The following is an 11,958-nucleotide window of genomic DNA, read 5'->3' on the forward strand; positions in this document are numbered from 1 at the left end:
TACGAACGCAAGCCCGAACACTTCCTCGCGTTCACCGCCATCGCAGCAACCCTCATATGCCACCGCAGACTCACCAACTGAAATGACGTCTTAGGACCAAGCCTGTGCAGTCCACGTCGCGCTGTTAGTGCCGCGCTGAGAAGCAACGGCGAGGGCCAGGTGCTCGATCGCGCCCCAGGACTCCACGCACGGTCCGCCTGATCGGCTCCCCATGCGGCTGCAGATAGCTAGCCAACCCGTCCCGTTGAAGCAAGGCGTGCGCCGGTAGCAGCTACATCTCCTCGCGCTCCACGCAAATACAGCAACCATGGGGACAACTCCGGTTCGGACGTTTATGCTCACATACACAGAAACAGCAACGAGAGCGATGGGGCAGGGTAAATTGATCAAGAAGGTGCAATTCACTCGATTTAAGCAATTTGATCACGCATCCTTCGACTTCCGGCCATCGAACGTCACCTTCCTAGGGGGTGGAAATAATTCTGGTAAGTCATCCATACTGCACGGACTAGCGGTATGGGAGTTCTGTAAAATTGCTTCACTCATGGAACGAGGAGAAGATGCATTCCTCGCCGTGGCTGAAGGCCGGCAGGGGTTCGGGCTGGGGGACGACGAATTTTCACCCATCAATCTTCCCTCTTTGAAGCATCTGTGGACCAACCTAAAGACAGCAAAAAGTGACACAGACCCCGACGGTTACACGCTGAAGATCCGATGCGAGTGGGACGATTCAACCAAAGAGAAGCATCTCGAATTCGCCCTGTCGCTCGCAAATGACAGGCTCTTCATCAAGCCCGTTTCCAGTAATCTCCAAGCTGGAGATCACGTACCCACAGCTGCCCTACTTCCACCATTCGCCGGAATTTCTGCGCGCGAAGCTCGCATTGTTGGCGCTCTTCGACGTCGCAGGATTGGCGAAGGGCTAGCTGGAGCAGTCCTTCGAAATCTACTACTCGACATGTACCAGGCTAACCTTCGTGAGCGTGAACGCTTACGGGGAGGAAGGTCTAAAATCTCTGACAGCGACCTGCGACGGCTTCGCGAGACGGATCCGTGGGAGCTGCTCCAGGATGCACTCCGGAAGACATTCTCCGCCGAATTGATAATCGGCGACTTCCGTGAGGAGTACCACTCTTACATCAACGTGCAGGTTGCCAAGGGGGGCGTCGACGGGTACAAGCTCACCCGCTGGCCAAAGTACAACCCCAAGGATCTAATGGTGGAAGGTAGCGGATTCCTGCAATGGCTGAGCGTCTTCACCCTCGCCACAGCAGACGATGTTGACGTTCTACTCTTGGACGAGCCCGATGCCCACCTTCACCCAACTCTGCAAGCGCAGATGGTGGAGCAACTGGAAGTTCTGGCATCAAAGAAGAACAAACAGGTTCTGCTCGCCACACACTCAAGCGAGATCCTCAAGACCGTCGATCACCAGAAAATCTTCCAGGTCAGAAGAAATGGTGCAGGGTACCTCCAAGAAGACCATCAGAAAGTAGGGCTTCTTGCAGGAATCGGATCAGATTATGCACCAAAACTAGACCGCGTGCGCAGAAGCAAGAGGATCCTTTTCACTGAAGGCCCATCTGACCTTTCCGTTCTTGAGAATTTCGCACAAGTGCTCGGCATTGAATGGCATGCCGATTGGGTTCCGTGGCAGTCGACAGTCTCTCACAAAGATAGAAGTCACATATTTAGGGCGATTGGAGACGAAGTCTCAGGCTTGACTGCCTACAGCCTGAGAGACCGAGACGATGAGACTCTCGGGACTGTCGGACCCAACCTTGAAGACAAAGGGTTCACGCCCCCAGATAACTTTATGGCCAGAAAGTGGCGTAGACGGTACGTTGAAGGGTACTTGATATATCCGCGCGCCCTTGCCGAAGCGGCAGGACTGCCAGAGGACAACGTAGTGGATATACTTCGCGATGAATTCGGCATCGCAGTCGGTGAAACTTTCCGTCTAACGCACGCACCGTCAGCGATTTTGGATCTCCGCGCCAAAGAGATCCTCAAGAAACTCAACGTATCTGCCGCATCGGTAGCATCTTGCTTCCACGCAGATGAGGTGTGCGACGACATTGTGACTGTACTGAAGGAGCTGGATTCTCAGGCGAAGTAAACAATCCGGGTCGGTTGAGCGAGTTTGGGCTGGAGCTGCTTGGGGGCGAGTGATCATGGCCCCGTAAGCTTCCGGCGCGTCGGGCAGTCTGTGGACCTGCCCGGTAAAGCACGACGTTGGGGCCATGATCTTAGAGGCTCGCCCCAAAATGGCGGCCTAAAGCCGTGGAGCCGGCCGCCCCAGCCACGATGTACCCCTTCTTTGAGACCAGTTGGCCGCTAGCTCCCGTCGCGCGGCCTGGTGGACCGGGCCGGAGCGGGGCGGAGACAGGAGCGGCGGCCCGGGGAGCCGGGCCGCGCGCGGGGAGCGGAGCGCGCCGCCTTGAATCAGTAGAGAGAGTTGTAAGTCAGTCGGTCGCCTGGAAGCTGAAGTCGTCTGCACAGGCTATGAGTTCTGCCTCACTGTCGTCTGCGAGCGGCAGGAAGAGGACTGGGCGGATCGCCCATGCGATCCGTGTGCGGGCGCTGGTCATTGATGCTGTGCAGGGCTCGGCCGGAGCAGGGCTCTTCGCGTGTCGATGCGGCCCTCGTCGGCGCCCTCCCGAGTCTCGGTGGGTGCCCACTGGTTGAGTTCTCTCCCGATACTTCCCAGCGTCGTCGAGAGCCAGCCGTCCGCCTGTGCTGCCGACTGCGCCCCGAAGGCCGCCCTGCGTGCTCGTGCGCTGTCCCTGCCCTTGGGGCTCTGGCGTCCTCCGTCCAGCATTCGCACCAGAACCCGCGGGTGAGCTCTGCGGTCAGCATGAGAACTCTCCCAGTTGCGGACCCAAGAAGAGTTCCGCCGTGACCGTGTGGCCGGCGAGGCTGTCGTGGACTAACACCCGGTGTGCGAGAGCGCTCACGATGTCCAGGCCTCTGCCGTGCGTCTCCTCCTCGGCTGGGCGCTCGATCTCCGGAGCCGTCTCCGCGCCCCCGTCATCTGTGACCGAGACCGATACCACTCGCGGAGATATGGCCACCGCCAGGTGGAAGCTCCCCGACTCCTTGCCGCTCGCCGTGTGCAGGATCGCGTTCGCGCTCAGTTCGCTGACGATCAGTTCGGCGTCCTCAGCCAGGGGCGATCCCGCGAGGATGTCGCGGGTCCAGCGGCGGGCTCTGCTGACCTCTTCCGGGAAACCTGGGCAAGTGAGGCCCCAGACTCGGGCAGTGCTCGTATACTCGTGCATACAAGTTCCTTCGTGCTGGTGGGCCGCCATGTGCAGCGGGTTCGAGCTAGACGAGTTTCACGCCGTCGTGGGCGCGGATGGCCGGTGGGGATGCCGCGTCGAGTGCGTCCAGGACGCGGATCGCGTACGCCTCGTCGGCGAGTTCGGTGACTTCTTCGCGGGTGGCCCAGCGCAGAGCACGGGTCTCGGCGCCGGTCGTGGGCGTACCGTCGGCGGCTTCGCAGCGGAAGACCATGGAGACGATCAAGCCCGTCATGTTCTTGTAGATGCCGGTGAGGGTCGCGGGAAGCGCGATCTTGATGCCGGTCTCTTCGAGGACTTCGCGCTGCAGGGCCTCGGGGATGGTTTCCTCGCGTTCGAGGATGCCGCCCGGGGGTTCCCAATGGCCGTTGTCACGGCGCTTGATCAGAAGAGCCCGGTCCTGGTCGTCGACGATGACTCCGGCAACGCTCACGGAGTGCGGACGGTCAGTGCTCACAGTCCTCCTCGGCTCCCTGGGCGCGCCCTCGGATGGCTAGGCTCCACACCGTAGCAACGCGACTCATGCACTTGTCTAGATATCTAAAGGAGTACTCGTGAGCTCACTTCCGGGGCGGCTCGGCGCCGTGGACCCGACCAGTGATCGTGCGGTCTTCCGGCAGATCGCCGATCAGCTGCGCGAGGCCATCGACAGTGGGCGTTTCGCGGAGGGTGAGAAGCTGCCCTCGGAGGCCGAACTCGTCGATCACTACGGTGTCTCCCGGATGACCGTCCGGAACTCCTTCTCCGTACTTCAAGGTGAGGGCTTGGTCCATGCCGAGCACGGCAGGGGCGTCTTCGTGCGGACGCGGCCACCCGTGCGGCGGCTCGCCTCCGACCGCTTCGCCCGGCGCCACCGCGAACAGGGCAAGTCCGCGTTCATCGTCGAGGCCGACGCGGCAGGCGGCCACCCCGAGGTGGACAGCCTGGAGGTCAAAGAGGAGAAGGCCGACCAGGACATCGCCACCCGGCTCGGGTCCGTGCGAAGGGTGCTCGCTCGTCGGCGCCGGTATCTGCTCGACGGCCGGCCGGTCGAGTTCGCCAGCTCCTACCTCCCGCTCGACATCGCGCGCGGTACGCAGATCGCCGAGCCCAACCCCGGCCCCGGCGGCATCTACGCCCGCCTCGAAGAACTGGGTCACCACCTCGACCACTTCGAGGAGGAGATCCGTGCGCGGATGCCCTCGCCCGCTGAGGTGCGGACGCTGCGGCTGGCTTCCGGCGTGCCGGTCATCAGCCTGATCCGCACCGCATTCGACACCGGAGGGAGAGCCGTCGAGGTCTGCGACACCGTCATGGCCGCCGACGCCTACGTCCTGGCCTACCAGCTCCCGGCAACCTGACCCCAAGAGGCCACAAGAAGAGGCCCCCTACCTGCAGAGATCCGCAAGTAGGGGGCCAAAGAGCAACACGCCTGAGGCGTCGGGGCTACTTCTTCTTGCCCTGGTTCTTGACCGCCTCGATCGCCGCCTTCGCGGCCTCCGGGTCGAGGTAGGTGCCGCCCGGGTTGACCGGCTTGAAGTCGGCGTCCAGTTCGTACGAGAGCGGGATGCCCGTGGGGATGTTCAGGCCCGCGATGTCGGCGTCCGAGATGCCGTCCAGGTGCTTGACCAGGGCGCGGAGGCTGTTGCCGTGGGCGGCGACCAGGACCGTCTTGCCGGACTTGAGGTCCGGGACGATGCCGTCGTACCAGTACGGGAGCATGCGGACGACGACGTCCTTCAGGCACTCCGTCTGGGGGCGCAGCTCGGGCGGGAGCGTGGCGTAGCGCGGGTCGTCGAACTGGGAGTACTCGGCGTCGCGGTCCAGCGCCGGCGGCGGGGTGTCGTACGAGCGGCGCCACAGCATGAACTGCTCCTCGCCGAACTCGGCGAGCGTCTGGGCCTTGTCCTTGCCCTGAAGGGCGCCGTAGTGGCGCTCGTTCAGGCGCCAGCTGCGGTGGACCGGGATCCAGTGGCGGTCAGCCGATTCCAGGGCGAGCTGCGCGGTGCGGATGGCGCGCTTCTGGAGCGACGTGTGGACCACGTCGGGGAGCAGGCCGGCGTCCTTCAGCAGCTCACCGCCGCGGACCGCCTCCTTCTCGCCCTTCTCGTTGAGGTTGACGTCCACCCAGCCGGTGAACAGGTTCTTGGCGTTCCATTCGCTCTCGCCGTGGCGGAGGAGGATCAGCTTGTACGGTGCGTCGGCCATGACTCCGAGCGTAATCGAACCCCGGGGCGCCTCGCGCGCGCGGGCGCGGAGACAAGGGGGTGGGCGGCAGTTGACGGTTCTCGTCAATCGAGTGGCGGGGCGGGACCTCCGACCCGTAAGTTGCGCTTACTGGAAGAGACACTTACAACGTCACGTACACCCGGGGGAAAACCTATGCCGATCGCTGCCATGAGACGCGCCGTGCGCGAGAGCGTCTCCGGTCTCCCCCGCGCCTTCTGGTGGCTGTGGACGAGCACTCTGGTCAACCGGCTCGGGGCCTTCGTCGCGACTTTCATGGCCTTGTACCTGACCTTGGACAGGGGCTACTCGGCCTCGTACGCGGGGCTCGTGGCCGCCCTGCACGGGCTGGGCGGTGTCGTCTCCTCGCTCGGCGCCGGCGTGATGACCGACCGGCTCGGGCGGCGGCCCACGCTGCTCGTCTCGCAGGCCTCGACGGCCGTCTCGGTGGCGGTGCTCGGGTTCGTGGAGCACCCGATCGCCATCGCGGGCGTCGCCTTCCTCGTGGGCATGGCGAGCAACGCCTCCCGCCCCGCCGTGCAGGCGATGATGGCGGACATCGTGCGGCCCGAGGACCGGGTGCGGGCCTTCTCGCTCAACTACTGGGCCATCAACCTCGGCTTCGCGATCTCGTCGGCGGGCGCCGGCTTCATCGCCTCGTACAGCTATCGCGCCGGCTTCCTCATCGAGGCCGCCATGACGCTGGCCTGCGCGATCGTCGTCTTCGTGAAGCTGCCGGAGTCGCGGCCGGTGCGCACGGCCCTGGAGAAGGACGCCGAGCCTGCGGTCGGGCTCGGGACCGTGCTGCGGGACGGGCGGTTCATGGGTGTGGTGGGGCTGTCCTTCCTTGTTGCGCTGATCTTCCAGCAGGGGTCCGTGGGGCTGCCGGTCGCCATGGGCGAGGCGGGCTTCACGCCCGCCGACTACGGTCTCGCGATCGCCGTGAACGGCGTGCTGATCGTCGCCCTGCAGATCCCGGTCACGCGGTTCATCGAGCACCGGGATCCGCGCCGGCTGCTGGTCATCTCCTCGCTCATCGCCGGGTACGGCTTCGGGCTCACCGCGTTCGCCGGGTCGGTCGGGGTCTTCGCGCTGACGGTGTGCGTGTGGACGCTCGCCGAGATCGTCAACGCGCCGACGCAGACGGGCCTGGTCGTCCGCCTCTCCCCCACCCACGGGCGCGGGCGCTACCAGGGCATGTACACCATGTCGTGGTCCGTGGCCGCGCTGGTCGCCCCGCTGATGTCCGGTTTCATGATCGACCGGTTCGGGGCCGCGTGGCTGTGGGGGGCGTGCGCGGTGATCGGGACGGGGGCGGCGCTGGGGTACTGGGTGCTGATGCGGGGGCTGCCGGACGACTCCTCCGTCGCGGAGGCGGGGTCCGGAGCGGGGTCCGGGGCGGGGTCCGGGGCGGGGTCCGGGGCTGGGTCCGGGGCGCCGGCCGAGGTCAGCTCCGCAGAGACCGCTGCGCCTCGTGCAGATTCCGCGGGCGCACCGCGTCCGTAGTCCCGTACAGCTCCAGGCGCGCGTTCAGGTCGCCGGTGAAGTCGGGCACGTCGATCTGGTCGAACTCTCGGACGGTGTTGAGGCCGACGGTCGCGCTGGACGGGGCGAGGCCGTCGATCTTCATCAGGCCGGCGCGTTCGTTGGTGACGCGGATGTTCCAGTGGGTGAAGCGGGCTCCGAAGAGGGGGCCCGCGCTCGCGTCGCCGCCGTGGCGGCCGTTGTTGTCGACGGTGATGTCCGTCCGTACGTTCGCGAAGGGCATGCCGCGGTGGCTGTCGAACGTGCCCATCTCCATGCGGCCGCGTGACCAGACGTTGTGGGAGGAGAGTCCTTCGACGTTGATGCCGTGCAGCTGGGTGCCGACGGGGGCGGGAGTCGTGCGTTCCTCGATCACGAAGTCCTCGACGAGGTTGTCGTGCGAGCCCTCGCGGCAGAAGTACGGGTGGTGGGAGCCGCGGCCCGCCACGCGCGTGCGGCGCAGGGTGCAGGCGGAGGCGGCGACGAGTCCGAAGCCGTTGTCGACGTGGCGTACGACGACGTCGTCGGCCCAACAGTCGTACGCGCACTGGAAGGTGACGCCGTTGTGGCCCTTGTCCAGGAGGTGCGGGGACTGCGGGGTCTGGACGGCCTCCAGGGTGAGGCCCTCCACACCGGAGCCGGTCAGGGCGGTGACGTGGGTGGTGAGGCGGGGGTCCCATTCCGGGCGTACGTCGAGGGGCAGCGGCCGCTCGAAGGTGACCCTGCGCTTGTCGCGGGCGACGGCCGCGATCCGTACGGGCCACTCGTAGGGGACGTACGAGGTGAGCTTCGTCTTGTCGTCCCAGGTGTACGCGCGGGCGCCCGCGCCGTCGCCCGCCATGTGCTCCAGGAGCGTGTGACCTGCGTCGTCGGCGAGGCGCAGGAGGACGAGGTCGCCCTTGCGCAGGCGGGAGGCGTCGGCGACGGTCACCGACCAGGAGCCGCGGCGGGCGGGGCGGACGGCGGTGAGGGTCTCCCACGCGTCGCGCTTGTTGCCGGTCCAGCCCTCGAAGGGCCAGTCGCCGGCCTTGATGGCGGAGGTGAGGGAGTCCCAACGGGCCTGCGGGGCCAGCCAGATGAGGCCGCCGGCCCAGGACCAGCTGGACTTGTCGCCGCCGTAGCGGGAGCCGTAGGGGCCGATGAGTTCGGTGAGGTTCCTGGTGGCGAGGAGGGTGGTGCGGTCGCTGCCGGCGCCGCGGAGGACGACGTTGTCGTGGGCGACGCGGATGACGTCGTCGACGCGGTACGTGCCGGGCCGGAGGACGACGGTGCCGCCGCCTCGGCGGGCGGCTTCGGCGAGGGCCTCGTTGATGGCGGGGGCGGAATCGGTGTCGGTGCCGGGGCGGGCGCCGTGGTCGTGGGCGTCGATGAGGCGCTGGTGGCGGGGGAAGGGGTGCCGTCCCGTACGGAAGCCGGCTCTTCCGATGTAGGGGATCTGCGGGTGGGCGTAGGGGTTTGCGGTGAACTCTCGCCAGAGGGTGGGGGTTTGACGCGACCTCGTCGTGGCGGTGGCGGTGGGGGTGGCGGTGCCCCGGGTGCCGGTGGGGGCGGCCGTGGCGGTGCCGCCTGCGCCGGTGAGGGTGGCCGCGACGGCCGTCGCGACGGTGAGGAGGGTGCGTCGGGTGGGGTGCGCCATGGTTCCGTCGCCTTCCATGTGCATGGATGTGAACGAGGTTCATGTGTGCGATGGGCAGGGAGCATGCCATGGCGCTGCGCTGGGCGGAAGGGGTGGGGGGTCCTCTGTGTGGGGGTGGGTGCTTTCCCTGCGGGTTGGTGGGTGACGGTACTGGGCCGCCGCTGCGCGGCGGATGCTTCCCACCCACCCACCCGTTTGCCCCGCACCGAACCCCCGGAGTAGGGGCACGCAGGCGGGCTACCTACCCGACTGGGTCAGATGCGTGAACGCGTCCAGGTTGCGCGTGGATTCGCCGCGCGCGACGCGCCACTCGTACTCCTTGCGGATCGCCGACGCGAACCCCAGTTCCAGGAGCGTGTTGAAGGAGTCGTCCGAGGCGGAGAGCACCGAGCCGAGGAGGCGGTCCAGTTCCGCGGGCGTCACCGCGGCCAGCGGCAGCTTGCCGGCGAGGTAGATGTCGCCGAGGGAGTCGATCGCGTAACTCACCCCGTACAGGCGGAGGTTCCGCTCCAGGAGCCAGCGGTGCACCGCCTCGTGGTTCTCGTCGGGGTGGCGGATGACGAAGGCGTTCAGGGAGAGGGAGTGGTTGCCCACCTTCAGGGACAGCGTCGTGGAGAGCTTGCGCGTGCCCGGCAGCTTCACCACGTACGCGCCCGGCTCGGGCGACTCCCACTCCAGCTCGGCGTCGTCCAGCGTCCGCTCGATGATCGACGCGGTGTCGTCGCCCACCCGCGCCGTCCCCTCCGCCTGGTCCGCCTGGTCCGCCCGCTCAGCCATGGTGCGAGCGTACGTGACGGTGCGCGGCCCGGAAGTCGTGCATCGCCGCGGTGTAGACGTCCGCCGTCGCGGACGCCGCCGTGTCCCAGCCGAAGGACTCCGCGTGCCGCGCCGCCGCGGCCCCCATCCGGTCCACAAGCTGTGGACGGTCGGCGAATTCGCGCAGCACGCGCGCGTAGTGGGCCGGTTCGTGGTCGGGGACCAGGAAGCCGGTCACCTCGTCGCGCACGGCGACCGGCAGCCCGCCCACCGACGCCGCGAGGACCGGCGTGCCCGCCGCCTGCGCCTCGATGGCGACGAGGCCGAAGGACTCGCTGTAGGAGGGCATGACCAGGACGGACGCCGCCCTGAACCAGTCCGCGAGCTGCTCCTGGCCCACCGGCGGCTGGAAGCGGACCACATCGGAGATGCCGAGCTTCGCGGCCAGCTTCTGGAGGCCCTCGGGCTTGGCGAGCCCGCTGCCGCTCGGGCCGCCGACGATGGGGACGACGATGTTCGACCGCAGCGACGGGCGCTCCGCCAGCAGGACGGCGACCGCGCGCAGCAGGACGTCGGGGGCCTTCAGCGGCTGGATGCGGCCCGCGAAGATCGGGACGAGCGCGTCCTGCGGCAGGCCGAGCCGCCGCCGGGCCGCCGCGCGCCCGTCGGCGGGGCGGAAGCGGTCGAGGTTCACGCCCGGGTGGACGACGGCGACCTTCCCGGGGTCGGCCTCGTAGTGGCGTACGAGCTCGTCGGCCTCTTCGGAGGTGTTGGCGATGAGCCGGTCGGCGGCGCGCACGATCTGCGTCTCGCCGATCACGCGGGCGGCCGGCTCGGGGGTGTCGCCGTCGGCGAGCGCCGCGTTCTTGACCTTCGCCATGGTGTGCATGGCGTGGACGAGGGGGACGCCCCAGCGTTCGGCGGCGAGCCAGCCGACGTGGCCGGAGAGCCAGTAGTGGGAGTGGACCAGGTCGTAGTACCCGGGGCGGTGGCCCGCCCAGGCCTGCATCACGCCGTGCGTGAAGGCGCACAGCTGGGCCGGGAGCTCTTCCTTGGCGAGGCCTTCGTAGGGGCCCGCGTCCACGTGGCGCACGAGGACGCCGGGCGCCAGCTCCACGGCGGGCGGGAGCGCGCCGGTGGTGGCGCGCGTGAAGATCTCGACCTCGACGTTGATCGCCGCGAGGCGCTTGGCGAGCTCGACGATGTAGACGTTCATGCCGCCCGCGTCGCCCGTGCCGGGCTGGTGGAGCGGCGAGGTGTGCACGCTGAGCATGGCCACACGGCGCGGACGCCGGTGGGTCCCGGGGATACGGAGCCGTGAGGGTGCCGCCGGGGAGCGACGCCCGAGCCTGGACACGTACTGGCTCACGTGGCGGTCCTCCTTGCGTACGGGCATGACAACGGGGAGGGCGTACGGGTCCTCCAGAGGGGGAACACCGGAGGGCTCAGCTCCATTTCCGCTGTCGTGCCCCACTGACCCTTTTTGCCAAAGCGTTACTCCGTGCTCCTCGGCCGTCGCCCCCGCATACCCTTTCCTCATGGCCCCACGCACCGCCTCCCGCCCCGTGGGCACGGTGACGCGCGGGACCACGAACCCGAACCGGCTGCGCCGCATGGACCGCTGGATCGCCGCCGTCCACGGCGCCGCGCTCCGCCGCGCCGACGACCCCGTCGCCGTCGACCTCGGCTACGGCGCCTCCCCCTGGACCGCCGTCGAGCTGCTGCTCCGGCTGCGCACGGCGGCGCCCCGCGCGCGCGTGGTCGGCATCGAGATCGACCCGGCCCGGGTCGCCGCCGCCGCGCCCTACGCCCGCGAGGGGCTCGCCTTCCGGCACGGCGGCTTCGAGGTGCCGCTGCCGGGCAGTCCGGTGCTCATCCGGGCGGCGAACGTCCTGCGGCAGTACGACGAGGAGCAGGTCGCCGCCGTCTGGGAGCGGCTCCGCGCGCGCCTGGCCCCCGGCGGGCTGCTGGTCGAGGGCACCTGCGACGAGATCGGGCGGCGGCACGTGTGGGTGGCGCTCGGCCCGGAGGGGCCGCGCACGGTGACCTTCGCGACGCGCCTCGGCTCCCTGGAGCAGCCCTCCGACCTGGCCGAGCGACTGCCGAAGGCGCTGATCCACCGGAACGTGCCGGGCGAGCCGGTGCACGCGTTCCTGCGGGACTTCGACCGGGCCTGGGCGGCCGCGGCGCCGTACGCGTCGTACGGGGCGCGGCAGCGGTGGATCAGGGCGGTGCGGGACCTGAGCGCCGACTGGCCCGTGGCGGACGGGACTTCGCGGTGGCGGCAGGGGGAAGTGACGGTGCGGTGGGAGGCGCTGGCGCCGCGCGGGAGCTGACCTACGGCGCCATGACTCCGGCGTCATGCGGGAGCTGACTCCGGCGCCACGCGCAAGCTGGCTCCAGCCCCGCACGGGAGCCGACTCCGGCGCCGGCGCGCGAGCCGACTCCGGCCCCGCCCAGCCCCCTCCCCCGCCCGACAGGGTGAACACATGTGCCCGTGCCCACGCCGTGATCCCGGCCGCCCCGCGTGGAACG

10 protein-coding genes are annotated in these 11,958 nt (G+C 68.1%); 4 read left to right on the top strand and 6 right to left on the bottom strand.

Translation table 11 applies throughout. The features are described from left to right. Positions 1-307: 307 nt before the first annotated feature. Complete coding sequence (locus AB0L89_RS37085) at positions 308-2,119, top strand: AAA family ATPase (protein WP_365151619.1); 1,812 nt, start codon at positions 308-310, stop codon at positions 2,117-2,119. A gap of 733 nt (positions 2,120-2,852) precedes the next feature. Here AB0L89_RS37085 and AB0L89_RS37090 read toward each other — a convergent pair. Next, positions 2,853-3,281, bottom strand: a complete 429-nt coding sequence (locus AB0L89_RS37090; protein WP_365151621.1) for an ATP-binding protein — start codon at positions 3,279-3,281, stop codon at positions 2,853-2,855. Between the two features lie 46 nt (positions 3,282-3,327). Beyond that, positions 3,328-3,735, bottom strand: coding sequence for an NUDIX hydrolase (locus tag AB0L89_RS37095; RefSeq protein WP_365151810.1), 408 nt, complete (start codon positions 3,733-3,735; stop codon positions 3,328-3,330). A 121-nt stretch (positions 3,736-3,856) separates the two neighbouring features. Here AB0L89_RS37095 and AB0L89_RS37100 point away from each other — a divergent pair, with 121 nt between their 5' ends. Then, positions 3,857-4,642, top strand: coding sequence for a GntR family transcriptional regulator (locus AB0L89_RS37100; RefSeq protein WP_365151623.1), 786 nt, complete (start codon positions 3,857-3,859; stop codon positions 4,640-4,642). Between the two features lie 85 nt (positions 4,643-4,727). Here the strand turns inward: AB0L89_RS37100 and AB0L89_RS37105 are convergent, their stop codons facing one another. After that, positions 4,728-5,489, bottom strand: coding sequence for a phosphoglyceromutase (locus AB0L89_RS37105; protein WP_365151625.1), 762 nt, complete (start codon positions 5,487-5,489; stop codon positions 4,728-4,730). A gap of 174 nt (positions 5,490-5,663) precedes the next feature. On the opposite strand from AB0L89_RS37105, the gene AB0L89_RS37110 reads away from it, so the two are divergent. Beyond that, on the top strand, positions 5,664-7,013 hold the full coding sequence (locus AB0L89_RS37110) for an MFS transporter (protein WP_365151627.1): 1,350 nt from the start codon (positions 5,664-5,666) through the stop codon (positions 7,011-7,013). Here the strand turns inward: AB0L89_RS37110 and AB0L89_RS37115 are convergent. From AB0L89_RS37115 to mshA, 3 genes are all read right to left on the bottom strand, one after another. After that, on the bottom strand, positions 6,955-8,667 hold the full coding sequence (locus tag AB0L89_RS37115; protein ID WP_365151629.1) for a glycosyl hydrolase family 28-related protein: 1,713 nt from the start codon (positions 8,665-8,667) through the stop codon (positions 6,955-6,957). The genes AB0L89_RS37110 and AB0L89_RS37115 overlap by 59 nt on opposite strands. 237 nt (positions 8,668-8,904) lie before the next feature. Beyond that, positions 8,905-9,444, bottom strand: coding sequence for a YbjN domain-containing protein (locus AB0L89_RS37120; RefSeq protein WP_365151631.1), 540 nt, complete (start codon positions 9,442-9,444; stop codon positions 8,905-8,907). Beyond that, positions 9,437-10,792: a D-inositol-3-phosphate glycosyltransferase gene (mshA, locus tag AB0L89_RS37125; protein WP_365151633.1), complete on the bottom strand. Its 1,356-nt coding sequence runs from the start codon at positions 10,790-10,792 to the stop codon at positions 9,437-9,439. The genes AB0L89_RS37120 and mshA overlap by 8 nt, the downstream gene beginning before the upstream one ends. Positions 10,793-10,961: 169 nt before the next feature. On the opposite strand from mshA, the gene AB0L89_RS37130 reads away from it, so the two are divergent. Continuing rightward, positions 10,962-11,759 carry a class I SAM-dependent methyltransferase gene (locus AB0L89_RS37130; protein WP_365151635.1) on the top strand — a complete coding sequence of 266 codons (798 nt, stop codon included), beginning with the start codon at positions 10,962-10,964 and terminating at the stop codon, positions 11,757-11,759. The last annotated feature ends 199 nt before the right edge of the window (positions 11,760-11,958 follow it).

It is taken from the genome of Streptomyces sp. NPDC052114, from assembly GCF_040680155.1.
GTDB lineage: Bacteria > Actinomycetota > Actinomycetes > Streptomycetales > Streptomycetaceae > Streptomyces.

Excerpts from the sequence above, each read along its gene's own strand:
- AB0L89_RS37115 (WP_365151629.1), bottom strand. The coding sequence starts at position 8,667 with ATGGCGCACCCCACCCGACGCACCCTCCTCACCGTCGCGACGGCCGTC.
- AB0L89_RS37090 (WP_365151621.1), bottom strand. The coding sequence starts at position 3,281 with ATGCACGAGTATACGAGCACTGCCCGAGTCTGGGGCCTCACTTGCCCA.
- AB0L89_RS37085 (WP_365151619.1), top strand. The coding sequence starts at position 308 with ATGGGGACAACTCCGGTTCGGACGTTTATGCTCACATACACAGAAACA.
- AB0L89_RS37110 (WP_365151627.1), top strand. The coding sequence starts at position 5,664 with ATGCCGATCGCTGCCATGAGACGCGCCGTGCGCGAGAGCGTCTCCGGT.
- AB0L89_RS37130 (WP_365151635.1), top strand. The coding sequence starts at position 10,962 with ATGGCCCCACGCACCGCCTCCCGCCCCGTGGGCACGGTGACGCGCGGG.
- AB0L89_RS37120 (WP_365151631.1), bottom strand. The coding sequence starts at position 9,444 with ATGGCTGAGCGGGCGGACCAGGCGGACCAGGCGGAGGGGACGGCGCGG.
- AB0L89_RS37105 (WP_365151625.1), bottom strand. The coding sequence starts at position 5,489 with ATGGCCGACGCACCGTACAAGCTGATCCTCCTCCGCCACGGCGAGAGC.